This is a genomic window from Saccharothrix tamanrassetensis, from assembly GCF_014203665.1.
In the GTDB taxonomy this organism is placed as follows: Bacteria; Actinomycetota; Actinomycetes; order Mycobacteriales; family Pseudonocardiaceae; genus Actinosynnema; species Actinosynnema tamanrassetense.
On record NZ_JACHJN010000003.1, the window covers coordinates 618,536 to 642,238 of the forward strand.

24 protein-coding genes, 1 tRNA gene and 2 riboswitches are annotated in these 23,703 nt (G+C 68.9%); of the genes, 16 read left to right on the forward strand and 9 right to left on the reverse strand.

The genetic code is table 11. The features are described 5' to 3' along the window. Positions 1 to 180 precede the first annotated feature (180 nt). The 5 genes from FHS29_RS12035 (at position 181) to glyA (ending at position 4,293) form a co-directional block, all read left to right on the forward strand. Entirely contained in the window at positions 181 to 669 is a 489-nt protein-coding gene (locus FHS29_RS12035) for a helix-turn-helix transcriptional regulator (RefSeq protein WP_184690660.1), read from the forward strand. Between the two features lie 201 nt (positions 670 to 870). Beyond that, on the forward strand, positions 871 to 1,242 hold the full coding sequence (locus FHS29_RS12040; RefSeq protein WP_184690661.1) for a hypothetical protein: 372 nt from the start codon (positions 871 to 873) through the stop codon (positions 1,240 to 1,242). Between the two features lie 21 nt (positions 1,243 to 1,263). After that, on the forward strand, positions 1,264 to 1,566 hold the full coding sequence (locus FHS29_RS12045) for a DUF3817 domain-containing protein (RefSeq protein WP_184690662.1): 303 nt from the start codon (positions 1,264 to 1,266) through the stop codon (positions 1,564 to 1,566). A gap of 68 nt (positions 1,567 to 1,634) precedes the next feature. Then, positions 1,635 to 1,722, forward strand: a riboswitch (glycine riboswitch). Between the two features lies 1 nt (position 1,723). Then, positions 1,724 to 1,812: riboswitch (glycine riboswitch) on the forward strand. A 105-nt stretch (positions 1,813 to 1,917) separates the two neighbouring features. After that, positions 1,918 to 3,018, forward strand: a complete 1,101-nt coding sequence (gene gcvT / locus FHS29_RS12050; protein ID WP_312864898.1) for a glycine cleavage system aminomethyltransferase GcvT — start codon at positions 1,918 to 1,920, stop codon at positions 3,016 to 3,018. A gap of 9 nt (positions 3,019 to 3,027) precedes the next feature. Continuing rightward, positions 3,028 to 4,293 (forward strand): serine hydroxymethyltransferase, encoded by a 1,266-nt coding sequence (glyA, locus tag FHS29_RS12055; RefSeq protein ID WP_184690664.1) that lies wholly within the window; start codon positions 3,028 to 3,030, stop codon positions 4,291 to 4,293. Positions 4,294 to 4,392: 99 nt separating this feature from the next. Here the strand turns inward: glyA and FHS29_RS12060 are convergent, their stop codons facing one another. Then, positions 4,393 to 5,058 (reverse strand): hypothetical protein, encoded by a 666-nt coding sequence (locus FHS29_RS12060; protein ID WP_184690665.1) that lies wholly within the window; start codon positions 5,056 to 5,058, stop codon positions 4,393 to 4,395. Between the two features lie 179 nt (positions 5,059 to 5,237). Here FHS29_RS12060 and FHS29_RS12065 point away from each other — a divergent pair, with 179 nt between their 5' ends. Continuing rightward, positions 5,238 to 7,295: a S9 family peptidase gene (locus FHS29_RS12065; RefSeq protein WP_184690666.1), complete on the forward strand. Its 2,058-nt coding sequence runs from the start codon at positions 5,238 to 5,240 to the stop codon at positions 7,293 to 7,295. A gap of 600 nt (positions 7,296 to 7,895) precedes the next feature. On the opposite strand, the gene FHS29_RS12070 is transcribed toward FHS29_RS12065, so the two are convergent. From FHS29_RS12070 to FHS29_RS12085, 4 genes are all read right to left on the reverse strand, one after another. After that, entirely contained in the window at positions 7,896 to 8,738 is an 843-nt protein-coding gene (locus FHS29_RS12070; protein WP_184690667.1) for a spermidine synthase, read from the reverse strand. Next, the gene (speD, locus tag FHS29_RS12075; RefSeq protein WP_184690668.1) at positions 8,735 to 9,145 is read right to left on the reverse strand and encodes an adenosylmethionine decarboxylase; all 411 of its coding nucleotides are present in this window, start codon (positions 9,143 to 9,145) and stop codon (positions 8,735 to 8,737) included. The genes FHS29_RS12070 and speD overlap by 4 nt, the downstream gene beginning before the upstream one ends. 58 nt (positions 9,146 to 9,203) lie before the next feature. Beyond that, positions 9,204 to 10,376 carry a type III PLP-dependent enzyme gene (locus tag FHS29_RS12080; RefSeq protein ID WP_184690669.1) on the reverse strand — a complete coding sequence of 391 codons (1,173 nt, stop codon included), beginning with the start codon at positions 10,374 to 10,376 and terminating at the stop codon, positions 9,204 to 9,206. 74 nt (positions 10,377 to 10,450) lie between these two features. Beyond that, positions 10,451 to 11,644, reverse strand: a complete 1,194-nt coding sequence (locus tag FHS29_RS12085; protein WP_376774419.1) for a metallophosphoesterase — start codon at positions 11,642 to 11,644, stop codon at positions 10,451 to 10,453. Positions 11,645 to 11,767: 123 nt separating this feature from the next. Between FHS29_RS12085 and FHS29_RS12090 the strand changes: the two genes are divergently transcribed. The 3 genes from FHS29_RS12090 (at position 11,768) to pabB (ending at position 15,340) form a co-directional block, all read left to right on the forward strand. After that, positions 11,768 to 12,271, forward strand: coding sequence for a SigE family RNA polymerase sigma factor (locus FHS29_RS12090; protein ID WP_184690670.1), 504 nt, complete (start codon positions 11,768 to 11,770; stop codon positions 12,269 to 12,271). Continuing rightward, a complete protein-coding gene (locus FHS29_RS12095; RefSeq protein ID WP_184690671.1) occupies positions 12,268 to 13,209 on the forward strand; it encodes a hypothetical protein in 942 nt (313 codons plus the stop codon). Before FHS29_RS12090 ends, FHS29_RS12095 begins: the two co-directional genes overlap by 4 nt. An 88-nt stretch (positions 13,210 to 13,297) precedes the next feature. Next, the gene (gene pabB / locus FHS29_RS12100; RefSeq protein WP_184690672.1) at positions 13,298 to 15,340 is read left to right on the forward strand and encodes an aminodeoxychorismate synthase component I; all 2,043 of its coding nucleotides are present in this window, start codon (positions 13,298 to 13,300) and stop codon (positions 15,338 to 15,340) included. A 78-nt stretch (positions 15,341 to 15,418) separates the two neighbouring features. Here pabB and FHS29_RS12105 read toward each other — a convergent pair whose 3' ends face one another. Further along, on the reverse strand, positions 15,419 to 15,760 hold the full coding sequence (locus FHS29_RS12105) for a histone-like nucleoid-structuring protein Lsr2 (protein WP_015104119.1): 342 nt from the start codon (positions 15,758 to 15,760) through the stop codon (positions 15,419 to 15,421). Between the two features lie 274 nt (positions 15,761 to 16,034). Between FHS29_RS12105 and FHS29_RS12110 the strand changes: the two genes are divergently transcribed. The 3 genes from FHS29_RS12110 (at position 16,035) to FHS29_RS12120 (ending at position 17,883) form a co-directional block, all read left to right on the forward strand. Next, positions 16,035 to 16,316 carry a metal-sensitive transcriptional regulator gene (locus tag FHS29_RS12110; protein ID WP_184690673.1) on the forward strand — a complete coding sequence of 94 codons (282 nt, stop codon included), beginning with the start codon at positions 16,035 to 16,037 and terminating at the stop codon, positions 16,314 to 16,316. A gap of 151 nt (positions 16,317 to 16,467) precedes the next feature. Beyond that, positions 16,468 to 16,541 (forward strand) — tRNA-Leu (locus FHS29_RS12115). Positions 16,542 to 16,626: 85 nt separating this feature from the next. Beyond that, a complete protein-coding gene (locus FHS29_RS12120; protein ID WP_184690674.1) occupies positions 16,627 to 17,883 on the forward strand; it encodes a site-specific integrase in 1,257 nt (418 codons plus the stop codon). Positions 17,884 to 17,885: 2 nt separating this feature from the next. Here the strand turns inward: FHS29_RS12120 and FHS29_RS12125 are convergent, their stop codons facing one another. Beyond that, a complete protein-coding gene (locus tag FHS29_RS12125) occupies positions 17,886 to 19,046 on the reverse strand; it encodes an NsdA family TPR-like regulatory protein (RefSeq protein ID WP_184690675.1) in 1,161 nt (386 codons plus the stop codon). 146 nt (positions 19,047 to 19,192) lie between these two features. On the opposite strand from FHS29_RS12125, the gene FHS29_RS12130 reads away from it, so the two are divergent. The 4 genes from FHS29_RS12130 to FHS29_RS12145 all read left to right on the forward strand — a co-directional run bounded on the left by FHS29_RS12130 (position 19,193) and on the right by FHS29_RS12145 (position 20,571). Beyond that, on the forward strand, positions 19,193 to 19,462 hold the full coding sequence (locus tag FHS29_RS12130) for a hypothetical protein (RefSeq protein WP_184690676.1): 270 nt from the start codon (positions 19,193 to 19,195) through the stop codon (positions 19,460 to 19,462). Then, positions 19,459 to 19,803 carry a hypothetical protein gene (locus FHS29_RS12135; protein WP_246440166.1) on the forward strand — a complete coding sequence of 115 codons (345 nt, stop codon included), beginning with the start codon at positions 19,459 to 19,461 and terminating at the stop codon, positions 19,801 to 19,803. Before FHS29_RS12130 ends, FHS29_RS12135 begins: the two co-directional genes overlap by 4 nt. A 137-nt stretch (positions 19,804 to 19,940) precedes the next feature. Next, positions 19,941 to 20,318 carry a hypothetical protein gene (locus tag FHS29_RS12140; protein ID WP_184690677.1) on the forward strand — a complete coding sequence of 126 codons (378 nt, stop codon included), beginning with the start codon at positions 19,941 to 19,943 and terminating at the stop codon, positions 20,316 to 20,318. Positions 20,319 to 20,343: 25 nt separating this feature from the next. Further along, positions 20,344 to 20,571, forward strand: a complete 228-nt coding sequence (locus FHS29_RS12145; RefSeq protein WP_184690678.1) for a transcriptional regulator — start codon at positions 20,344 to 20,346, stop codon at positions 20,569 to 20,571. Positions 20,572 to 20,711: 140 nt separating this feature from the next. Here FHS29_RS12145 and FHS29_RS12150 read toward each other — a convergent pair whose 3' ends face one another. Beyond that, positions 20,712 to 22,664: a cell division protein FtsK gene (locus FHS29_RS12150; protein ID WP_376774413.1), complete on the reverse strand. Its 1,953-nt coding sequence runs from the start codon at positions 22,662 to 22,664 to the stop codon at positions 20,712 to 20,714. 230 nt (positions 22,665 to 22,894) lie between these two features. Further along, positions 22,895 to 23,689, reverse strand: a complete 795-nt coding sequence (locus tag FHS29_RS12155) for a hypothetical protein (protein WP_312864899.1) — start codon at positions 23,687 to 23,689, stop codon at positions 22,895 to 22,897. Positions 23,690 to 23,703: the final 14 nt, after the last annotated feature.

Here is a 23,703-nt window from a genome sequence, read left to right on the forward strand (position 1 = left end):
GATGGCCGGCGGTCCGATCACCGCCGGTGACGGTCGGATCTCCGCGTTGGACCGTCTGGGTGGAATGAGGGCTATAACGCCCTGGTAACAGGGTTTTTGACAATCCGGGGTCTAGCGGTTGTCGGTACCCGCTAATACGGTGCGCTGCATTGGCTGATCTTCGACCGACGAGGAGGCAGAATGGTCGAGGACTCCGGAGTCGACGAGCTGCTGCGGCAGTGGGCGGCTGAGCGCTCGGACGACGCCGAGCTGCAAGAGGTGAACCGGATCAAGGACGAGTGGCTGGCCGAGGCCCCGCCGTCCGCGCCGGGCATCCCCGTGCAGCGGGCGAACGGCGGGCCGCGCGGACTGGTGAAGGTCGAGTCCGCCGATCCGGCCTACGTGGCGGCGATGAGGAAGCGGGCGCCCGAGGTGCCCGAGGTCCTGCTCGCCGCCGCGGCCAGCTACTGGCAGCTGGTGGGCGACCTGTCCGAGGCGGAGCGGTGGTGGGACGCGGGCATCAGCCCGTTGGACCAGCGCGCTCTCGACTACCGGGCGGCCGGGCTCACGCCCGCCGACCTGGGACGTCGACTCGGACCGATGACGGTGCTCCAGCACCTGCGTCGGGGAAGCGCGGCGGCCTGGTGTGTGGCCAGGTTGCAGCGGCAGCGCCGGGACGGCGTTGCGTGAGGTTCGGGCGTCGCGCCCGTGAGGGGCGCGACGTGACTCGGGACCGGTAGGGCAGCGGGTGGTCGAAGTCGCGCAGCGGCTTCGCGACCCGGGCGCGGCCGTCCCCGGGCAGTCGGATACCAGCGCGAACCGGGAGGGCGGGCTCCTGTGCGAGGAGCCCCTTCCGACGGGAACCGCGCCGGCGAGAAGTACCCTGGCAGGGTGCCCGGCACCCTGCTGACCCCCAAGAGGCTGGCGATCGCCGCCGTCTGCGTGGCGTCGTTGGTGGTCTGCTGCGGCCTGGCGTACTGGCAGTGGGAGCGGTTCTCCCAGGCGGGCGGCACGTTCCAGAACCTGGGCTACGTCTTCCAGTGGCCGCTGTTCGGCCTGTTCCCCGTGTTCGTGGTGTGGCGGATGCGCAAGCTCGCCGACCGGCGCGGAGCCGAGGACGCCTCGCCGGAGCCGGTGGCGGCAGCCCCGGAGCCGGTGGCTACCGTGGAGCACGTCAGGACACCCGCGCACGACGACGAGGACGACGAGTTGGCGGCCTACAACCGCTACCTCCGGGAACTCCACGCGCGGGACCAGCGGTGAGCGAAGGCGGTCGGTAGGGCGATGAGCGGTGCGTTGGGCCGGTTCCGGTTCATGGCTTACGTGGTCGGTGTCGGCCTGCTCGGGCTCGTGGTCGCCATGTTGGTCAAGTACATCGGCGGCAACCCCGGCATGATGGCCGTCGTCGGCCCCGTCCACGGCTTCCTGTACGCCATCTACCTGGTCTTCACCGTGGACCTGGCGCTCAAGGCGCGCTGGTCGCTCAAGGGCACCGCGCTGGTGCTGCTGGCGGGCACCATCCCGTTCGTGTCGTTCTACGCCGAGCGCAAGGTGGTCGAGAGCGTCCGGGCGGAACGCGCCCTGTGACCGGCTCTTGGTTGACCGCGCCTACCAGGCACAACTAGCGTCTGGCGGTACCAACTGAACACGGCCGTCGATGTCGCGCGGGAGAGTCCCCACCAGGGGCGCCGAAGGAGCAACTCCTCCCCGGAATCTCTCAGGCACAGCTACCGCCCGACGAAGGCAACTCTGGAAAGCAGGCGTCACGCCTCGCCCACGGTGCAAGCCGCGCGCTGCGCGCGGCGAAGCTCTCAGGCTCATGACAGAGGGGGAGGCTCACTCGACGAGGAGTCTCCGATGGACCGTGTCATCCTTCTCAGCGGCAGCCCGACCGGCCCGGTCGGTCCCGTTGCCGTGCCCGCCACCAGGGAGGACCCCGTGGAAACCCGCCGGACGCCACTGCACGCCGAGCACGAGGCGCTGGGCGCCCAGTTCACCGACTTCGCGGGCTGGCGGATGCCGCTGCGCTACGACAGCGAGCTGGCCGAGCACCACGCCGTGCGCACCTCGGCGGGCCTGTTCGACCTGACCCACATGGGCGAGATCGTGCTGACCGGCCCGGAAGCCGGCCGCGCGCTGGACCGCGCCCTGGTCGGCAACGCGTCCGCGATCGGCGTCGGGCGCGCCCGCTACACCATGATCTGCCAGGCCGACGGCGGTGTCATCGACGACCTGATCGTCTACCGGACCGGCGAGCAGGAGTACCTGGTCGTCGCGAACGCGTCCAACGCCGCGGTCGTGTCCGCCGCCCTGGTCGAGCGCGCCGAGGGCTTCGACACGACGGTCGAGGACAAGTCGGTGGACTACGCCCTGCTGGCCGTGCAGGGCCCGGCGTCCACCGCGATCCTGTCCGGCCTGACCGCCACCGACCTGGCCGCGGTGAAGTACTACGCCTCGTACCCGACCGAGGTGGCCGGCCGCCCCGCGCTGCTCGCCCGCACCGGCTACACCGGCGAGGACGGCTTCGAGCTGTTCCTGGCACCCGCCGACGCCCCGCACGTGTGGCAGGCGCTGCTGGCGGCGGGCAAGCCGCACGACCTCCGGCCCGCCGGCCTGGGCTGCCGCGACACGCTGCGGCTGGAAGCCGGGATGCCGCTGTACGGCAACGAGCTCAGCGCCGACCGCACCCCGTTCCACGCCAACCTGGGCCGCGTCGTGAAGCTGGACAAGCCGGAGGACTTCGTCGGCCGGGACGCCCTCGCGCGGGTCGCCGAGCAGGGGGTGGACGCGCGGCTGGTCGGCCTGAAGACCACCTCCCGGCGCGCCCCCCGCCACGGCTACCCGGTGCTCGACGCGTCCGGTTCCCCCATCGGGGAGGTCACCAGCGGCGCGCTGTCGCCGACGCTGGGCTACTCGGTGGCGATGGCGTACGTGACCCCGGGCCACACCGAGCCCGGCACCGAGCTGGCCGTCGACATCCGGGGGAAGCAGGAGCCCGTGGAGGTCGTCGCGCTGCCGTTCTACAAGCGAAACTCGTAGGGAGACCACATGTCCGAGCACTTCAACACCTCCCTCGCGGAGTTCGACCCGGAGGTCGCCGAGGCGGTCGCGGCCGAGCTGGGCCGGCAGCAGGGCACGCTGGAGATGATCGCCTCGGAGAACTTCACCCCGGTGTCGGTGCTCCAGGCGCAGGGTTCCGTGCTGACCAACAAGTACGCCGAGGGCTACCCCGGCCGGCGCTACTACGGCGGGTGCGAGCACGTCGACGTCATCGAGCGGCTGGCGATCTCGCGGGTGAAGGAGCTGTTCGGCGCGGGCTTCGCCAACGTGCAGCCGCACTCCGGCGCGCAGGCCAACGCGAGCGCCATGGTCGCCCTGCTCCAGCCCGGCGACACCATCCTCGGGCTGGACCTGGCGCACGGCGGCCACCTCACGCACGGGATGCGGATCAACTTCTCCGGCAAGCTGTACAACGTCGTGCCCTACCACGTGTCCGACGTGGACGGTCGGGTGGACATGGCGGAGGTCGAGCGGCTGGCGGCGGAGCACCGGCCGAAGCTGATCGTGGCCGGCTGGTCGGCGTACCCCCGGCAGCTGGACTTCGCGGAGTTCCGCCGGATCGCCGACTCGGTGGACGCCTACCTGATGGTGGACATGGCGCACTTCGCGGGCCTGGTCGCGGCCGGGCTGCACCCGAGCCCGGTGCCGCACGCGCACGTCGTCACCACCACCACGCACAAGACGCTCGGCGGCCCGCGCGGCGGCGTGATCCTGACCAACGAGGCCGACCTGGCGAAGAAGATCAACTCGGCGGTGTTCCCCGGCCAGCAGGGCGGTCCGCTGGAGCACGTGATCGCGGGCAAGGCGGTGGCGTTCAAGCACGCCGCGTCCCCCGAGTTCGCCGACCGCCAGCGCCGCACGGTCGAGGGCGCGAAGATCCTGGCCGACCGGCTGTCCCAGCCCGACGCGGCGGCGGCCGGCGTGAAGGTGCTGACCGGCGGCACCGACGTGCACCTGGTGCTGGTCGACCTGGTGGAGTCCGAACTGGACGGCAAGCAGGCCGAGGACCGGCTGCACGAGGTCGGCATCACGGTCAACCGCAACGCCGTCCCGAACGACCCGCGCCCGCCGATGGTGACGTCCGGCCTGCGGATCGGCACGCCCGCGCTGGCCACCCGGGGCTTCGGCGCGGCGGACTTCACCGAGGTCGCGGACATCATCGCCTCGGCCCTCCAGGCGTCCCCGGACCTCGCGGAACTCCGCGGCCGGGTCGACGTCCTGGCGGCGAAGCACCCGCTGTACCCGTCCCTGTAAGGGCTTTCGCACGACGTGATCCCCCTCGGCCCAACCCCAGGCCGAGGGGGATCACGTTCTTCGGGGGACGGTCTTCCCGTTGGCGCGTGCGGGGGCGGGCTACGCGGCCGGTGCCGTGACGCCGGGCGGCAGGCACTCGACGTTGCGCTTGCCGTTCGGCTGGACCACGAACCACGTGCCGCCGACGCCCTGGCCCTTCCACTGGCCCGGCGCCTCGTCCTTGGCGTACGTGTAGAGCGCCCAGCCCGCCAGCGTGACCTGCTCGGTGCCGTCGGCCCGCTTGACCGTGCCGACCAGCGACTGGTCCACGCCCTCCAGCTTCGGCGCGCCGCTGGCCAGCAGCGGCGGCCAGGTCTCGGCGCACTTGCCCTCGCAGTTGGACTTCGGCGGGTTCGGCGCGTCCTTGTCGAACCGGTACAGCGTGCGGCCGTCGCCGTCCTGCACGACGTCACCCATCTTCGGCACGCTCTTGGCCACCAGCGTGACCGACGCCCCGGTGGGCGCGGGCGCGGCCTGACCGGCCGGTTCCTCCGCGGGCGCTGGGGTGGCGGGCGGTTCGACGAGCGGTTCCTCGGCGGGCGTCGCGGCGGCGGGAGGTGCGGCCGGGACGTCCCCGTAGTCGGCCTGCGCGGCGGCGCCCACCTGCTCGGTCTGCGCGACTTTCGTGCCCTGCAAGCCCACGGCGTTCGAACTCCACACGACCAGCGCGAGCACGGCCGCCATGCCGCCCGCGACGGCGATGGCGATGCGGTTTCGTCGGATCACACTCAACTCCTCCTCGGTCCGTCAATCGCTCCACCGACGACTACGGCCACCCCGGGGGTCCGGTTCAGCGGTGCACCAGGACAGGGGTCGCCGACGAACGTCGGACTACCGGGGGTCCGAGGGGGAGCTTGCGGTCGTCGCAACCGCGTCACGGGCAGGTGAGGCCATAAGGTGTCCCCGTGGGCAACGCGATCTCCTTCCCGCGCCAGCAAGCGCGCACCCAGCGGTTCACCCTCGGGGCTCCGCGGACCTTCACCGTCACACCCGACGGCGGCCACGTCTACTTCCTCCGCACCGCCACGGCCACCAGCCGGGCGAACGGGCTGTGGGTGTTCGACACCGCCACCCGCGCCGAGAAGCTCCTGGTGGACCCCGACACCCTGCTCGCCGACCCGGAGGACCTGTCGCCGGAGGAGCGGGCACGGCGGGAGCGCAGTCGCGAGCAGGCCGCCGGCATCGTCGGGTACGCGACGGACACCGACGTGGCGCAGGCCGTGTTCGCGCTGTCCGGGCGGCTGTTCGTGGTCGAGCTGGCCTCCGGCGCGGTGCGCGAGCTGCCGGCGGCGGGCAGCGTCATCGACCCCCGGCTGGACCCGACCGGCCGCAAGGTCGGCTACGTGGCGAACGGCGCGCTGCACGTCGTGGACCTCGCCTCGGGCGAGGACCGGGCGGTAGCCGAGCCGGACGGGCCGGACGTCACGTGGGGCCTGGCCGAGTTCATCGCGGCCGAGGAGATGCACCGCTACCGGGGCTACTGGTTCTCGCCGGACGGTGAGCACGTGCTCGCCGCACGGGTGGACAACGCCCCGGTGTCGCGCTGGTACATCGCCGACCCGGCCAACCCGGCGACCCCGGCCGCCGAGATCGCCTACCCGGCGGCGGGCACCGACAACGCGGTCGTCGAAGCGTTCATCATCGGCTCGGACGGCACCCGCACGCCGATCTCCTGGGACCGCGAGGCCTTCCCGTACCTCACGACGGCGAGCTGGTCGTCGCACGGCCGGCCACTGCTCCAGGTGCAGTCCCGCGACCAGCGCCACGTGCAGGTGCTCGCGGTGGGGCCGGACGGCGTGGAGGTGGTGGCCGACGACACCGACCCGCACTGGCTGGAGATCGTGCCCGGCGCGCCGGGCTGGACGCCGGACGGCAAGCTCGTGCGGGTCCTGCCCGTGGACGGTGCGAACAGGCTGCTCGTCGGTGATGAGGTGTGGACGCCGGACGGGTTCCAGGTGCGTTCCGTGCTCGACGTCGCCGAGGACGTCCTCGTCACCGCTTCCACCGACGACCCGACCCAGGTGCACGTCTACCGGGTGAACGCGGATGGCGTCGAGCGACTGTCCACTGAGGATGGTGTGCACGGCGCGGTGCGCGGTGGTGACGTCCTCGTGCTGTCGTCCAGCGGTCTCGGGCACTTCGGTGCGCGGACCACCGTGTCGACCGGCGGCGAGATCGGTTCGTTCGCCGAAACCCCTGTGCTCACGCCGGAAGTGCGGCTGCTGACCGTCGGTGAGCGCGGCCTGCGAGCTGCGTTGCTGTTCCCGACCGGGCACACCAGTGGCACCAAGCTGCCCGTCTTGCTCGACCCGTACGGCGGCCCCCACGCCCAGCGCGTGTTGAGCGCTCGCAATGCCTACCTCGCATCACAGTGGTTGGCCGACCAGGGTTTCGCCGTGCTCGTCGTCGACGGCCGCGGCACCCCCGGCCGTGGCCCCGAGTGGGAACGGGCGATCGCGTTCGACTTCGCGGGTGCGACGCTGGACGACCAGGTGGACGCACTGCACGCCGTTGCCGCACAAGAGGAAGACCTGGACCTGACCCGAGTCGCCATCCGGGGATGGTCGTACGGCGGATACTTGTCCGCGCTGGCCGTCCTGCGCCGCCCGGACGTGTTCCACGCGGGCATCGCCGGCGCGCCGGTCACCGACTGGCGGCTCTACGACACCCACTACACCGAGCGCTACCTGGGACACCCGGACGAGAGGCCCGAGGTCTACGACACGAACTCGCTCATCGACGACGCCCCGAAGCTGGAGCGCCCGTTGATGATCGTGCACGGCTTGGCGGACGACAACGTCGTTGCAGCGCACACCCTTCGACTGTCGTCGGCACTGCTCGCAGCGGGCCGCCCACACACCGTGCTGCCTTTGTCGGGCGTCACGCACATGACCCCGCAGGAGCAGGTAGCGGAGAACCTCCTGCTGCTCCAAGTGGAGTTCCTCAAGCGCTCGCTCGGCTAGCACCCGGCGCTGCCGCGCAGACCGCTGTCTTCGTGTTCTCCCCGTATGGCCTGCGCGCAGCGAACCGCGCTTGTCCTTGGGGCGCAAGCACGCTTTTCGCTTGCGCCCCAAGGACAAGGGTGGTTGTCTTTGACCAGGTCATGCGGGGAGAACACTAGTTTTTGCTCTTCCTCCCCGGAGGTCTGCCCAGCGGCGAGCGTCGCTTGTGGGCGTGGAGCGATCGAGATCTTGGTCGGTGGCCGCTCTGGGGCCCGGAAGATCGAATTAGTCGGTGACCGATCACGCTAAAAGAGAAAAGCGTCCTCGCCGGACGGGCAGGCCCCCAAGGAGTGGGGAAGTGCTTCGTGCCCTCCCTGTACGGCCTGCCGGAGGCAACCACCCTTGGGTTGGTGGTGCAAGCGGTGAAGCGTGCTTGCACCACCAACCCAAGCGCGGTCGGGCTTCGCCCAGGCCGTACGGGGAGAACACGAAGCACACGTGTGTGCTGAAGCACCGCCGCGCGGGCGCGGCCTGGGGAAGTGCTGCGGGTGGGGCGTTGGGGGCTGACGAAAAGGCCCGTTCCCGTTGCGGGCAACGGGAACGGGCCTCAGTGCGAGCGGGCTACGCCAGTGACTGCCGCACCAGGTACGGGGGGATCGAGTTGCCCAGCAGGGCCAGGTCGTCGATCGTCTCCGGCCGGTAGCCGCACTCGGCCAGCCGTTCGATCATCAGAGCGGTCGGGTCGGTCACCTCGTCGGCGCGCCCGAACAGGTAAGCCCACTCGTGCTCGTCCGAGCCGTAGTAGGCGACCGTGCCGAACACGTCGTTGAACCGCTGCCAAGAACGGATCAAGGTGCCGTTGCGCCACATGGTCTGGCAGCCGGCCTGCGTGACCACGACGCCGCCCGGAGTGAGCAGCGCCTTGCACATGCGCAGGAACTCCTCGCCGTACAGGCGGTTGTGCTGCGCCTCCTCCTCGCGCTCGTCCGGCAGGTCCACCAGGACGATGTCGTAACGCTCGGAAGTGGTGCGGATGTACTCCCAGCCGTCGGTGTACCGCACCCGGACAGGGCCTTCGCCCTGTTCGGCCGCGCCCAGTTCCTCGGGCGTGTAGCCGTAAGGCAGGTGCTCGGCGCACAGCTTCACGGCTTCTTCGTCGATGTCGATGTGGTCGACCGCGGAAGCGCCCGCGGCCACCGCCATCTGGCACACCACACCCTCGCTCGACCCGATGACCAGCACGCGGTCGACGCGGTCGGCGAGCAGCAGCGCCGGCACCATCAGCGCCTCGTGGTAGGTCAACTGGCTGAACTCGGTGCTCTGCCGGTCGTCGTCGCAGAACAGCGACAAACCCTGGGCAGTGCGGGCGACGACCAGGTGCTGGAACTTCGTCCGGGTGTCCACGACGACGTCCTCGACGTCCCAGAGCCTGGTCAGACCGGCCGCGAGTGGTTCGCGGATCAAGACTTCTCCTCACCGACGAGCGCGGGAACCCGGGTACCCCGGCTGATCGTGTCCGTCCGTGCGGACTCAGCTCCCAGCGCGTCGGCCAGCAACTGCACCGCGAGCGCGGGCTTGGCGCGCGTGCCGCAGGTGAACACGTCCACGAACACCGCTCCGACTTCCGGATACGTGTGGATGGACGCGTGCGACTCCGACAGCAGGGCCAGCACGGTGACCCCCTGCGGCTCGAACTGCTTGGAGACCACCTCCAACACCGTGGCATCGGCCTGGGTGAGCGCCTCGCCGAGCGCGTGTCGCAGGAACTGCTCGTCATCCAGCAGCTCCGGGCTCACGCCTTGCAACTCGGCCAGCACGTGCTGTCCTGCGAACAAGCCGACCGGCTCGGTTTCGCACGGGACTTCGGACATCAATCACTCCAAACATCTTCTGCAAGGTGGTAGAGCGTGGGACAAACAGGGAGCGTGCTCACCGCACGCAGTAGGTGGCCAACGGCTCGAAGCCGTTGAAGGCCACGGAGGAGTAGCTCGTGGTGTACGCGCCGGCGCACAGCAGGTCCACGTGATCGCCCGCCCGGAGGTCCAGCGGCAGGTCGTAGCAGGTGTCCTGGTACAGCACGTCGTCCGCGTCGCACGTCGGCCCGGCGATGACCACCGGTCCGGCCGCACCGCCGTCACGGCTGGTGCGCAGGGGGTACGCGATCGCTTCGCCCTCGGTCTCCGCGAGCCCGCCGTAGCGGCCGATGTCGAGGAACACCCAGCGGCGTTCGTCCGAATAGGACTTCTTCGACACCAGCACGACCTCGGCGCGCAGCACCCCGGACTCGGCCACGATCGCGCGACCCGGCTCGACCATCACCTTCGGCGCGAACTCCCCGAAGTGCCGGGAGACCGACGCGGTGATGGCGGCGGCGTAGTCCGCCAGTGGCGGCAAGGGGTCGAGGTAGCCGGCGGGCAGACCGCCGCCCAGGTTCACGGTTGACAGTTCGACGCCCTCGGCGCGCAGCTTCGCGGTGATCTCGGCGGCGTCCGCGATCGCGCCGTCCCAGCCGTTCGGGTCCAGCTGCTGCGACCCGGCGTGGAACGCCACGCCCAGCGGCACCAGGCCCAGGTCCCGGGCCAGCCGCAGCAGGTCGGTGGCCATCTCCGGCGCACAGCCGAACTTCTTGCCGAACGGGTAGGTGGATCCCTTGGTGTCGACCAAGATCCGCAGCATCACCGACGAACCCGGCGCGTGCTCGGCGACCGCGCGCACGTCGTGCTCGCTGTCGGACACGAACAGCCGCACGCCGCGCCCGTACGCGTAGGCGATGTCCCGAGCCTTCTTGATGGGGTTGCTGTAGGAGATCGTCCCCGGCGCGGCACCCTGGGCCAGGCACAGGTCGATCTCGTTGGGACTGGCGACGTCGAAGCTCGACCCCTCGGCCGCCAGCAGGGCGACCACCTCGGGCGTCGGGTTCGCCTTCACCGCGTAGAAGATCCCCACCCCGGGCAGGGCGTCGCGGATCGCGGTGAACCGGTCGCGCACCGTGGGCAGGTCGATGACCAGGCAAGGGGTGCCGGGTTGCTCATGGTCCAGGAAACGACGAATACGAGCTGTTGCCTCGTGGTGGAGCCGTTGGCCGGCAAAGCTCGTCTTCATCTCGCTAGGGATCCCCCTCCGCAACCGTGAGCTGGCACGGCCGTCCACTCTAAGCGCTCCCGGTGAAGAAAGCGCTATCGGCGGGCGAAGTTGTGATGCAGCTCCACCAACGTGATGTCCGGCGGAGCCCCCACCCGCACCGGTGGACCCCAGAACCCGGCGCCGTTGCTGGTGTAGACCTGCGTGCCGTCGAAGGTGGCCAGACCGCTGCGGACCGGTTGCTGCAAGCCGACCGCGAGGTGGAACGGGAACATCTGGCCGCCGTGCGTGTGGCCGGACAGCTGGAGGTCCACGCCGTGCTTCACGGCCTCCCGCACCTGCACCGGCTGGTGGGCCAGCAGCACCACCGGGTCGGCGCTGTCGCGACCGTCCAGCGCGCGTGCGAAGTCCGGCCCGTCGGCGAAGTTCGCGCCGGTGACGTCGTTGACACCCGCGAGGTCGAACGCCGCGCCGGCCCGTTCGACGCGCAGCCGTTCGTTGCGCAGCGGGTGCACTTCGAGCCGGTCCAGCTCCTTGAGCCACGGCTCCGCACCCGAGTAGTACTCGTGGTTCCCGGTGACGAAGTACGCGCCGTGCGTGCTCACCAGGTCGCGCAGCGGAGCCGCCGCCTCGCCCAACTCCTCCACCGTGCCGTCGACCAGGTCGCCGACGATGGCCACCAGGTCCACCTGCTGCTCGTTGATCATCCGCACGATCCGTTCGGTGTGCGAACGGCCGAGCAGCGGGCCGAGGTGGATGTCGCTCACCACGGCGATGCGGTAACCCGAAAGCCTGGGGTCCAGCTTGGCGAGGGTCACCGGCACGCGCTTGACGACCGGGTCGCCCAGGGCCTGCGTCGTGCCGTACCCGACCAGGCCGGCCGTGGCCGCGCCACCGACGACGGCCAGCGACCGGGCGATGAACAACCGCCGACCGGGATCGGTGCGGGCGACCGGCTGCCCGTTCGCCCGGCCACCCGCCGCGACCGGCTGTTCCGCCGGCGATCCGCCCACGGCCACCGGCGCCCGCCGGGCCGCCCGGTTCAGCAGCAACCGGGGGATCTCCAGCACCCCGAACAGGATCGCCAGGTAGAACGCACAGGCCAGCCAGAGGTACCCGGGCCACGCGAGGGCTGCCACGTTCAGGCTCAGACCCGCCATGAGCAGCACGAACAACCCGACCACGACCCCGGTGCCGATGCGCCGGGCGCGGCCGGGCACGGTGGTGTCGCGGACGGCCCGTCGCCACACGTAGTAGTGGGCCGCGCCCATGACGACGGCGAACAGCACGACGAACAACGCAGGGCCTCCCGAGTGGTGTGGTGCCAAGTCTCCACGAAACCCGCGGGATCGGTGCAACCGTGCGGGGCTCCACGCGCGTGACTAGCCCGTACCGCGGGATGGGGAGGACGAATGAGTGACCGGGACGCTGCGTTCGCGGAGTACTTCGCGGCGCGGTCCGACGCCATGCGCGGCACGGCGTACCTGCTGTGCGGCGACTGGCACCGTGCCGAAGACCTGGTCCAGGCCACGTTCACCAAGCTGTACGTGGCCTGGAAGCGGATCAACCGGCACGAGGCACTCGACGCCTACACCCGGCAGACCCTGGTCCGGACCTTCGTGTCCGAACTGCGCCGGGGCTGGTTCCGCAAGGAGCGCGTGAGCGACTCGACGCCGGAGACCGCGAGCGTCGGTCGGGGGTCGGCGGAGGACCGGTTGGTGCTGCTCGCGGCACTGGCCGAGGTGCCGCCGAGGCAGCGCGCGGTCCTCGTCCTGCGGTACTGGGAAGACCTGTCGGTCGAGGAGACCGCCAGGGCGTTGAACTGTTCCCAGGGAACGGTGAAGAGCCAGGCCGCGCGGGGGCTGCAGACGCTGCGCGGCCTGATCACCCCGCAGCAGGGAGAGAAGGTGCGATGAACGAGCACGAACTCAAGAACGCGTTGCAGGACGCGATGGTGGCGAGCAGCCCGCCGCCCTCGATGAGCCCGGAGGCTGCGGTCGAGGCCGGCCGGGCGGCGAACCGCCGGCGCCGGGCCACGTTGGGCGGCGCGGTGGCCGGTCTCGCGGTCGTGGCGATCGCGGTCGGCGCGGTGCTGGTGCCGCAGTTCACCGGTGGTGCCGGCGGCGGTGCCGTGATCGACGCGGGCGGGCAGTCGTCCGGGTCGCCGACACCGTCGTCGATCTCGCCGACGCCGCCCGCCGTCACGCCCACCGGCAACCCGTCGGCGACCGGGTCGGTGGTGCCGATGAACGAGACGGGACCGGAGTGGCCGAACGGGCAGACCGACCGGACGCAGACCAGCGGGCCACGCGCGGACAAGTCGGTGAGGATGCTCAACGACCTGGTCTCGGCTCTCCCGCAGGGTTACCAGGCAGTGGACAAGCAGCCGGTCGACCAGCGCTTCACCGGCAACCTGCGGCACACGCAGTCGCAGTTCAGCGACTACTACGACGGCCGCAAGGAGGTCTGGGAGTACCTGGCCGCCACCCCGGTGGCGCGCAAGGGCGACTCCTCGGCGATCGGGAAGCTGTGGATCCAGGTCACCACGAAGGGCGGCGAACTCGGGTCGATCTCCTCGCCGTGCGATGCGACCGAGCGCGCCTGGGCGATCCAGGGCACCTGCGAGGTGCTCGACGTCGGCGGTCGGAAGGTCGGCTTCATCACCGCCGATGCCGGCGGCGATCGGCCGGACCTCGACCAGTTGGTGATCTACAAGCACGACGACGGCACGGTGGTGATGGTCGGGCAGGCGCAGGGGTTCGTCCGGTCGGGGCACCCGGCGCTGGACGCGCTGCCGTTCACCCGTGACCAGTTGGTGGCACAGGCCACCGACGCGAAGTACCACCTGGACTGATCCGGGGAAGGACCGGAGGGGCCGGATGTGTCCGGCCCCTCCGGGGTACTCCGACCGGGTGGCGGTGCAGGTACCGTGCTGTGTTGCCATGCGGACCCTGCTGATCGACAACTACGACTCGTTCACGTTCAACCTGTTCCAGTACCTCGCCCAGGTGAACGGACGCGAACCGGTCGTCATCGCGAATGACGACCCGCGGTTCCGGATGTCCGATTTGCGCCGGTTCGACAACGTGGTGATCTCACCCGGTCCCGGCCGCCCGCAGAACCGCTCCGACTTCGGCCTGTGCCGCGCGGTGATCGACCACGCGGACCTCCCGCTCCTCGGCGTGTGCCTCGGCCACCAGGGGTTGTGCCTGGCGCACGGCGCTTCGGTCGGGCAGGTGGCGCCCCGGCACGGGGTGGTCGACCTGGTCCGGCACACCGGCGTCGACCTGTTCGCCGGGCTGCCCTCGCCGTTACCCGTGGTGCGGTACCACTCGCTGGCCGTCACTGGTCTTCCCCCCGAGCTGGAAGCCGTGGCGTGGGCGTCCTCGGACGACGTGCTGATGGGGGTCCGGCACCGTTCGCGGCCCGCGTGGGGCGTGCAGTTCCACCCCGAGTCGATCTGCACGGAGTACGGGCGCGAGCTGCTGACGAACTTCCGCGAGTTGAGCGGCGGGTCCGTGGGGACGGCGGAACCCGTGGTCCCGGCCGCTCCCGTGCTCCCGGCGGCTGTGCAGGCCCCTGCGCGGGAAGTGACCGTGCGGCGCGTGGAGGTTCACCCCTCACCGGAACGGGTGTTCTCGGCGCTGTACGGGGCCTCCTCGGACGCGTTCTGGCTCGACAGCAGCCTGGCGGGGGAGCGGGGGCGGTTCTCCGTCATGGGGGATGCCGGCGGGCCGTTGGCGCGAGTGGCCACCTACGACGTGTGGACCGGACGGGTCACCGTGGGGGACACCTCGTTCGACGGGCCGTTCTTCGACTGGCTGGAGGCCGACCTGGCGGCCCACCGGGTGGTGCCGCCGGACGTGCCGTTCGAGTTCGCCCTGGGGTGGGTCGGCTACCTCGGCTACGAGCTGAAAGCCGAATGCGGCGGCGAGGCGGCACACCGTTCGGAGCAACCCGATGCGGCATTCGTCTTCGCCGATCGGGCGCTGGTCTTCGACCATCTGGAGCGGTGCGTATACCTGTTGACGTTGACCGACCCGGACGGGTGGACGGATCGCACCGCGGCGTTCCTGGAGGCGTTCGACGGACGGCCCGTGGCGGAGGAGCCGATTGCAGGGGTGCCTGCGAACGGCGGCGTGGCGGACTCCGTTCGGCTGCGGCACGACCGGAGGCATTACCTCAAACTCGTGGACGCCTGCCAAGAGGCCATCACGGCGGGCGAGAGCTATGAGGTGTGCCTGACCAACATGGTGACCTGGCAGGGCGCCGTGGACCCGTGGCAGGCGTACCGCTTCCTGCGGGCGGAAAGCCCCGCCCCGTTCGGGGCGTTGCTCCGTTTCGGCGCACTCTCGGTGCTCAGCACTTCACCCGAGCGGTTCATCCGAGTGGACCGCCGGGGTGTCGTGGAATCGGAGCCAATCAAGGGCACGCGGCCGCGCGGGGCGACGCCCGAGGCGGACGGGGCTTTGCGCACAGCCTTGGCGACCAGCGCGAAGGACCGTGCGGAGAACCTGATGATCGTGGACCTGGTGCGCAATGATCTGGGCCATTGCGCGGAAGTCGGCAGCGTGGCGGTGCCCAGGATCTTCGCGGTGGAGAGCTACGCCACCGTGCACCAGCTCGTCAGCACCGTTCGGGCGCGACTTCGGGCCGGCAGTTCGGCCGTCGCGGCGGTTAGGGCGGCGTTCCCCGGCGGCTCGATGACCGGGGCCCCCAAGATCCGGACAATGCAGATCATCGACGGGCTGGAAGCCGGGCCGCGTGGTGTCTACTCCGGGGCGCTGGGTTACTTCTCACTGTCCGGAACGGCCGACTTCAGCATCGTCATCAGGACGCTGGTGGCGGACCGGGACAAGGTGAGTTTCGGGGTGGGCGGCGCGGTCATCGCGCTGTCCGACCCGGCCGAGGAATTCGAGGAGACGGCGGTGAAGGCGACCGCCCTGCTGAGCCTGCTCGGCACCGCGTTTCCGGACCGGGTGTGAATGTTGAAGACCGGCCTGACCTGCGGTTACCCCTGCGGCCGGTTTGTCGGCGACCGCAGGGGATAACCTACCTCCAGGTCAGGAGGCGTGGGCTTCCTGGAACTGCACGACCAGGCCCTGGGGAATGCGGCCGCGGTCGGAGATCTGGTGACCCTGGGCCCGCGCCCAGTCCCGAATGGCCTGCGCCTGGGCCTTGTCACCAGCCTTTACCGTGCTCTTGCCGGTGCCCTTGCGCTGCTTGCGGCCACCCGCGCGGCGCGCCTTGGCGACGAAGTCGGCCAGGGACTCGCGGAGCTTGTCCGCATTGTCCTTGGAGAGGTCGATGGAGTACTCCACACCGTCCAGCGCGAAGGTCACGGTCTCGGCGGCTTCGCTGCCGTCGAGGTCGTCGATGAGTTGGACGACGGTCTGCTGTGCCACTGTTCCTCCGTGTGTGCTCGCATAGCGCGTGTTGCCGTCGACTTGTATCTGCGCCACACGCTTCGGACGACACCATAGTGCACGGAAGGAATATCGCCTAACCTTTCGCCGCGAAAATGTGACTGATGCCCCCGGACGGGTCATTTCGGGGCTAAACCACTCGACCCGAAATGTGAGGCGTCCCGTACCCGTCACGCGTGGTGCCCGTCACACTCGGACGAGTGGCCTATCCTGGGGGACGGGTACCCGTCCAGGGTAGGGAAGGCCAGGAGCGATGCACGGTTACACAGCGGACAAGGACGCTTACCTCAAGCGCCTGCGCCGCATCGAAGGACAGGTCCGGGGCCTGCAGCGCATGGTCGAGAACGACGACTACTGCATCGACGTCCTCACCCAGATCTCGGCGGCGACCAAGGCGCTCCAGGCGGTCTCCCTGGGCCTGTTGGACGAACACCTGAAGCACTGCGTCGCCCAGGCGGTGGCCGAGGGCGGCGAGGTGGCCGAGGCGAAGCTGGCCGAAGCGACTGCGGCAATCGGCCGCCTGGTCCGCTCCTGACCGCAGCCCCACCCGCAGCCCACCCGCGACCGCGACTGTCGCCGCCCTGACGAAACCCGCCGCTCGGTTGCGGTCGGAGTGGAACGGGCAGCCGCGGCCGAGGGGTACGCGGCAGCCCGTCCGCCTGATCCAGTAGAGTGCTCACCCACCGGCCCCCGTAGCCCAATCGGCAGAGGCAGCGGACTCAAAATCCGTCCAGTGTGCGTTCGAGTCGCACCGGGGGCACACCGCCTGAGCAGGCGAAACAACTGAACCAAGATCGTAGATGTCGATCTCTGGCCATGGCCCTGTCCACGAGTACCCTGGGGTCATGGGCAGAGTTAGTGCTGCGCGCCGCCCGAAGGGCAGTATCCGGGAGCGCGGGAACTCGCTTCAGGTCCGGCTCTACGCCGGGCAGGACCCCGTCACAGGCAAGCCCGTCTACCTCGTCGACACCGTGCGCGGCACCGACGTTGCCGCGTACCGCAAGGCGGAGAACAAGCTCGCCGAATTCCGCACGCAGGTGAACAAACAGCGGTCCGCAGAATCAAGTGTGGAGCTGTCGTTCGCCTTGGACGAGTGGTTGCGGACGAGCGATATCGAGGACAGCACGCGCAAGACCTACGTCGGCTATATCGAACGGACGATCAAGCCTGCCATCGGCGGGCAGCCCGTGAAAAAAGTCAACGCACGGATGATGGAGAGCCTGTACACCGAGTTGCGCCGATGCCGTGCGCGGTGTGACGGCAAGCCGTACATCGAGAAGCACAAGTCACGCGATTCGCACGACTGTGCGGAGAAGAAGTGCAAGGCGCACAAGTGCAGCGGCATGGCCGCGTCCACGGTCCGTCAGATCCACTCGATCCTCAGTGGTGCGCTGGGCGCTGCCGCGCGTTGGGAGTGGATAGATACCAACCCCGCACTGATGGCCCGTCGTCCGAAGCAAAAGCCACCCGAGCCGGACCCGCCGACTCCCGCGCAAGCCGCGCGGCTAGTCGAGGAAGCCTTCCGCATGGACGATGACTGGGGCACCCTGGTTTGGTTGGTCATGACCACGGGGATGCGCCGAGGTGAACTCTGCGGCCTCCGCTTCAATCGCCTTGAACTTGACACAGAAATGATCCACCTTCGTCGTAACTGGGTAGGCGGGAAGGAGAAGGACACCAAGACTCATCAGATCCGCCGTATCGCACTCGACTCGGAAACCATGACGCTGTTGCGCGAACATCGGGCACGTGTCGCCGAGCGCGTTCGCTCGCTGGGTGGCGAATTCACCGATGACCTGTTCGTGTTCACCGGTACCCGCACACCTGATCACAAAGAGCCGTACTCGCCGAACGCCGTGACACAGCGATACAAGGACATGGCTGACAGGTTGAGCATAAAGACCCACCTGAAGCAGTTGCGCCATTATTCGGCAACCGAGTTGCTGACGGCCGGGGTGGACCTCCGCACGGTCGCGGGCAGGCTTGGGCACGGCGGGGGAGGCGCGACCACCCTGCGCGTTTATGCTGCTTGGGTAGCTGCGTCCGACCGCAAGGCCGCCGAGATCCTGGGGTCGAGGATGCCCAAGCGCGTTCGGAACTGACGTCAGCGGGTCAGCGCCTCAAGCCGACGGCGCTGACGCGTCGACCCTACTTGCGCGGCGAGAAGTCGCGCGCGTTCCGCGTGAGCTGTTGCCTCTTTATGCTCGCCTTTCGCGGTGAGCACTTGCGCGAGGTCGACACGTAGCGCGGTTTCGGCCCGAGTGAATGTCGGGTCGAGGTGATCGAGGACTTCGGAAAGCACGTCGACCGCTTCCGTATCACCGAGCCGTGCGAGTGCGCTGCCTCGCCATCGAGTCAGGTGGGTCCGGTCGAAAACCAGGAACGAGACCGCCTCATCACTTGGTTGCTCGGGCATCGAACGTGTCGCGGCGTCAAAAGCCCGTGCGCTGCTGTCCTGGTTGCCGTTCGCGGCAAGTGCCTCGCCATGACCGGCGAACAGCCACGCAGTGAGAAGGTCGGGAGATTCGCCCTTAGCTGTTTCACAGGCATAGCTGGTCAACTCGACTGCCGATGTCGTATCACTGAGATCCAGCAATACGACGGCTTGCCCCGCACATGCGTACGCTTCGAGGGCACGCGATTCTGCGACGCGTGCCGCACTGCGTGCCTTGTCGTAGTGCTCCCATGCCTCGCGAATCAGCCCTTGGTCGAGTGATTGCCAACCGGCGAGAGTCGACGCGTCCGCCAGAACCCCCGCAAGACTGATTCGTGTCCGGTGGTCCAGAACATCACTCAATAGCCGCCACATCTGGTCGATCTGAGCGCGCAGCTCGCCTAGCAACGTGGACGCTCCTAGGCGTCGATCAATGACTCGCGTGAGGTCCAGCTTCTGCTGAAGAAGTGATACCGTTTCCTTGTCGACAGCGCGCCCGGATGCGATGCGAGCCCGAAGCTCCGCAGCCTCATTCGACCACTCGTGCTGCGGCGAAGAATTAGCCGTTACGCGGGTCAGCAGTTGTTCGACCGGCACGCTCAACATCTCCTCGAGCAGCCTCCGCGTCCCCGGCCGAACCGGCCCCAGAGGTCGGCCGTCCGCCCGCCGCCCGGTCGCGAACCGGCGCACGTGTCGTGGGCTGAGCGTGGCGTCGATGCCGCGCTCCCAGGCGAACCGCGCGGCTTCCCTGCTGAACCCCTCTGCGGTCTTCCCGTGCTGCCGCAGCAGCTCCCCGAACAGCGTCCGGGAGTGTTCCGGTTCCGGCTTCATCGGCTGACCTCCGCGTCCATTGATGTCAGCGCTGATCAGTGTAGGGCCACCTGGGTCCGAATAGGTCCACGGCAGGCCCTTTGCCAAAGGTCGATCACATCGGACGCTGATGTCGGCGCAGAAGTGGTGATTCGGAGGTGGTGGCCGTGGTCGAGAGGGCAGTCGGCATCGACTGGGGAGGAACCGTGCTCTTCCTCGTCTGGCTGGTCTTGCCTCCGGTGTACGTGGTCGTCATCGGCCGTCACTACGCCAGGAAGTGTCAAGAGAGCACCGAAGCGGCCATACGGGTCCGTGACGAACTGCACGAGATCCAAGACCACCTGGGCGAGTTCGAGGAAGTGCTGAGCGCGCACCTCCGCAAGCTGAACGCGCGTGGGTCCGGGCCGGACAACCACGGAAGGACACCAAGATCATGACAGCAGTACTGGCCGATGATTCGGCAGGAGAGGCGCAGTCGGACCAGCCTCCCTCATTCACGGAAGCCGAGTTCGCGGCCTTGATCCAGGGGATGGTCACCGACAATGCACCTCGCGTGTTCGCCGTGGTGCAGGAGTACGGCGAACGACAAGACGCTCGAGTGGGTGCGTGGGGCATGGCGTTCCCGGAACGCGCTGATGTGGTGTCCGCAGACGGCACGTTCACCATGAGCCTCCAGCGTCCGGAAGGTGCGTTGCGTGCCTTCGAACCGCCAGGAGTGGCGGCTCGCCTGGTGTGGGTGGAAGGCGCTGACGCCGGACGTGGGGAGTCGGTGCGATGAGCGGCGGCTTGCAGACGGCCTTGGACTGTGTGGAGCGCGGGTGGCCTGTCATACCGGGTTCCTTGTGGCTCGACAACGGCTACGTTGACCCGGTTTTCGGCCGTGAGCGGGACGCCTTGGCGTTGTGCCCGGAGGACATGGCGACCACGGATGAGGACTTGGTGCGCCGTTGGTGGCCGGTGCTGCCGAGTCGGTTGACGCGTTCGGTGTTGGCGGTGACTCAGCCGAATCTCGTCGGGGTAGGGGTGGAGTTGGAGCGTGCGGAGCGTGCTGTGGCGCACGAGTCGTTCGCCGAATGTCCTACGCCCGTTGTGGTGATCCCGACACTGCCCAACCCGGCCGTGTTCCTGGTGTCCTCGTCGCGGGGGCTGATCGGGGAAGACGTGTTCCCGATCGGTGCGACGATCCCTCTGCCGCCTGCGGTGGCGGAAGATCAGCAGACGCGGTGGCTGTCGCCGATGGTCGAGTGTGAGTCGCTGATGGCCGGCGAGCAGTTGGCGTTGCTCCTGCGGTGAGTCCCTGGCAAGTGAGGAGGGGAGTATGCCGAACGTGATCTTGCTCCGTACCAAGACCTTTCGCACGGCTGCGAACCTCGCGGGGTACTACTCGGACTACGCGTTGGCGAAGGCGATGACTGTCAACCGGTCGACCGTGAAGCGGGTGCAGAGTGGGGATCTTCGGCCGGGTGCGGCGTTCATCGGTGGGGCGTTGATCGCGCTGAAGCCGATGACCTTCGAAGACCTCTTCGAGGTCGTTCCTTCGACGTAGTGACGGCATCGGCTGTGGGCCACACCTCGTGCAGAGGCGTGGCCCACAGCCGCTTTCGCCGAGTTGTGACGGGCTGTCCGTCTCATGTCACACGTGTCACGGAGGCCGGTTCGTGCTGGTCGTGGCCCACAACGGACCCGTCACACCGCTGTGACGCCGTGACGGGTGGTCGGTGTTGGTGGTGACGGGTCGTCTCCACAGAGACGGGTGACGGCGCTGCGGATGTCGGCTGTCAGGTAGCCCCTGACCTGACGGAGTCCGTTCGCGGTGGCGACGCGGTCTCGGGTGGGTTTGCAGCCCAGCTCTCCCATCCGGAGCCCGAACGCTTTCGCATCCACCTCCAGTTCGGTGACGAGTTCCGCTGTGGGCACGAACTCGCGTCCTCCCGGCTGGAGGTCGTCTCCGAGGTAGTCCACTACCGACGCGAGCGGTTCGGGAAGCTCCGCATCGTCGGCGCGCTCGGCCACGGTGCCGATAGCTCGCGCTACTGCCGCGTGATCGATCACCGGTCGGGTGTCGTGTCCGGCCGCGTGACCGCTGAGTGTCCCTTCCGCTTCCCGGAGTGCCCGGCCTTGCTGGCAGATGGTCCGCCAGTCTTCGTTGGGCATGTAGTAGGTGCGCACCGTGATGGCGAGGACGTCAGCCCCGGCTGTGGTCTCCCCGTCCGGTCGGAGGATGCCGACGCCCTTGTGTGAGGCCAGAAGTCGACTGCTGTCGTAGCCGCGCGTGTTCATCTGTTCGCCCAACACGATGTTGCTGTCCCGCCAGTCCATGACGCGTAGGGCGAACCTGGAGCCCATGACGGCCCGGAGGTTGCTGGGGATGGTCTTGCTGTCCGGGCGTTGGGTTGCCAGCACGAGCACGATGCCGGCGGCCGGTCCCTTGCGGGCAAGCCACGTCAGCAACTCGCCGATGTACTCGCCTGCGGTGAGCTTCTTTCCCTGTACGTCCAACGGTGTCCGGTCCTCCAACGGCACCTGCACCTCATCAATGAAGATCGCGGTCACCGGCATGTCCAGATGTGGGTCACGGGACATCGCTGGTGTGATCTTCGACTCCGGACAAACCTCGTCGTCAAGGTCCTGCATCCTGCGGTAGCGACCCTGGACCTCACCGACCAGTTCCACCAGCCAGTCCACGAGCCTGAGCACATGTTCGGTGTCGTCGCCGGACATGAACCGGTGGGCTACCTGTGCTGCGGCGTACCAGTCCTTCCCGGACTTGAAGTCGGCCACGTAGAGCCGCGTGAACGGGTCCAGGATCAGCCCGGCCGCTGCCAACCGCGCCGCGAACGTCTTGCCCTGCCTGGGGATCGCACCCACAAGCAACGACGTCCACACCAACGGCAGGTCCACCTTCCGCTGCCGTGCGTCCCGGCCGAACGGCACCGGCCGCCACGCATCCCACCGCTGCACACCCAGCAGCGGCGTCCGCATCGGTGCCGTGCCGTACGGGTCTTCGTCAGCCACCCACACCGCGACGCGTCCGGCGTGGCCGCCGTTGCCGCGTACCCGTTCCACGATGAGCTGTACTTCGTCCACCGCCAGCGCGGACGCCAACGCCTCACGGTTCTTGAGCACGTCGATGGCCTTGCGCGTGGCGGGCAGGTCGACCGTCACGGCCCACCCGTCGCCCTGCCTGGTGGCACGTTCGACCAGCCGCAGTGTCTCGTCTTTGCCGATGAGCTTCGCGTCGCGGAACGCGTCCACCAGCACCTGTGGGTCCATCGTCCACGTCAACGTGCGTGGCCCGGCCAACACCGGCTTGCGCCCCGGCGAGCCGTCCTTGCGCCGCCCGAGCACAGCCAACCCGACCACCACGACACCACCACCGATCCACAACACCCGATGCCCGTACACAAGATCGAGTGCGGCGCCGGCGACCGCAGCCACACCGACGACGGCACCGGTGACCTTCCACCGGAACAACGTCAACGCCCGGATGACCTCGAACTTGTCCGCCAACTTCTCCGACGCCTCCGCAGCCTCCCGGTAGTCCGCCACCCGCACCCACGAACGCCACCACCGCGCGGCAACCACCAACCCCCGCGCCACCGCACCCGCCAACCGGAACGGCGACCGCAGGACCGCCACGACGGAATCCTTGACCGCCTGCACCACCAGCCGCCGTGACTTCAGAGTGGCCGGCACCCGTGGTGAACGCATCCACCAGTTCGCCGCTCGACGTATCCAGCTCGGCCGTGAACGCGCTGGCCCGTCGTCCACGAACTCACCTTCAAGGACAGCGTTCACGAGTTCACCTGACGGCGTGCGTACAGGCAGAGAGCCGCTGTGCACGCCGCTGACATGATCCCCTCGCCCGTTCACGACTCACCCCCTCCCGACGCCATCTGACGCGCGAGCGTGGCCGCCAGGCGTGAAGAGAGCCCTCTAGAGCAACCAGTGACCTCACGGACCCACTTCGGCGTCACCACAGTCCCCGGCATCCACGCTTCCCGTGCCGCTGCCAGGTACTCGCCGAACGAGGTCCGAGCACCCGCCGACGTGCGCCCGGTGACTCGTGCCGGCATGGGTTCACGAACGCCGGTCGCCATAGGCTCAGGTGGACGCGCTTCGGTGAACGCTGCCGACACGGCTTCGGTCAACTTGTCCCGTAGATCGGTCACGGCTTCCGCAGCGACGAACACCACCAGCGGCGGCACCGAGTGCAACACCACCCCGGACAACGACCCGGCCGCGTACGACGCCCACGTGTTCATCACGTACGTGGCCGCCAACGTGAACCACTTCGCACGCCGTACCCAAGGCCCCGTCCGCACCCGGTACCGAGCCGTCACCTGCTCGGCCCGCAGAATCGCCAACAACACCAACGACACAGTCGGATCCAGCAGCCACGCAGCCAACCACGGCAACGACCAGACCTCCGAACCACCAGCCGCGAACTGCTGAACGTTGGTCATCGTGAAGCCCAACCCGAGCACAATCCCAGCCCAACACAGCCGGTCCACCTGCGCCCGCACCCGCTCGACCCGCAACGCCACCACATCCGGCCGCGCCTGATGCGCCCGCAGTACCGCCGCTTCCGCAGCCTCCCGCGCGAGCCGACCCGCACTCGTCTCATCGGTGGGCGCGGTGGGTGGCCGCCCGAAGGCGACCACCCTCCCCACACCCT

What these genes read in the sequence shown, in the direction of transcription:
- FHS29_RS12035 (WP_184690660.1), top strand. Translation starts at nt 181, where the DNA reads ATGGTCGAGGACTCCGGAGTCGACGAGCTGCTGCGGCAGTGGGCGGCT.
- FHS29_RS12045 (WP_184690662.1), top strand. Translation starts at nt 1,264, where the DNA reads ATGAGCGGTGCGTTGGGCCGGTTCCGGTTCATGGCTTACGTGGTCGGT.
- glyA (WP_184690664.1), top strand. Translation starts at nt 3,028, where the DNA reads ATGTCCGAGCACTTCAACACCTCCCTCGCGGAGTTCGACCCGGAGGTC.
- speD (WP_184690668.1), bottom strand. Translation starts at nt 9,145, where the DNA reads ATGTCCGAAGTCCCGTGCGAAACCGAGCCGGTCGGCTTGTTCGCAGGA.
- FHS29_RS12080 (WP_184690669.1), bottom strand. Translation starts at nt 10,376, where the DNA reads ATGAAGACGAGCTTTGCCGGCCAACGGCTCCACCACGAGGCAACAGCT.
- FHS29_RS12090 (WP_184690670.1), top strand. Translation starts at nt 11,768, where the DNA reads ATGAGTGACCGGGACGCTGCGTTCGCGGAGTACTTCGCGGCGCGGTCC.
- FHS29_RS12095 (WP_184690671.1), top strand. Translation starts at nt 12,268, where the DNA reads ATGAACGAGCACGAACTCAAGAACGCGTTGCAGGACGCGATGGTGGCG.
- pabB (WP_184690672.1), top strand. Translation starts at nt 13,298, where the DNA reads ATGCGGACCCTGCTGATCGACAACTACGACTCGTTCACGTTCAACCTG.
- FHS29_RS12110 (WP_184690673.1), top strand. Translation starts at nt 16,035, where the DNA reads ATGCACGGTTACACAGCGGACAAGGACGCTTACCTCAAGCGCCTGCGC.
- FHS29_RS12120 (WP_184690674.1), top strand. Translation starts at nt 16,627, where the DNA reads ATGGGCAGAGTTAGTGCTGCGCGCCGCCCGAAGGGCAGTATCCGGGAG.
- FHS29_RS12125 (WP_184690675.1), bottom strand. Translation starts at nt 19,046, where the DNA reads ATGAAGCCGGAACCGGAACACTCCCGGACGCTGTTCGGGGAGCTGCTG.
- FHS29_RS12135 (WP_246440166.1), top strand. Translation starts at nt 19,459, where the DNA reads ATGACAGCAGTACTGGCCGATGATTCGGCAGGAGAGGCGCAGTCGGAC.
- FHS29_RS12140 (WP_184690677.1), top strand. Translation starts at nt 19,941, where the DNA reads ATGGCGACCACGGATGAGGACTTGGTGCGCCGTTGGTGGCCGGTGCTG.
- FHS29_RS12145 (WP_184690678.1), top strand. Translation starts at nt 20,344, where the DNA reads ATGCCGAACGTGATCTTGCTCCGTACCAAGACCTTTCGCACGGCTGCG.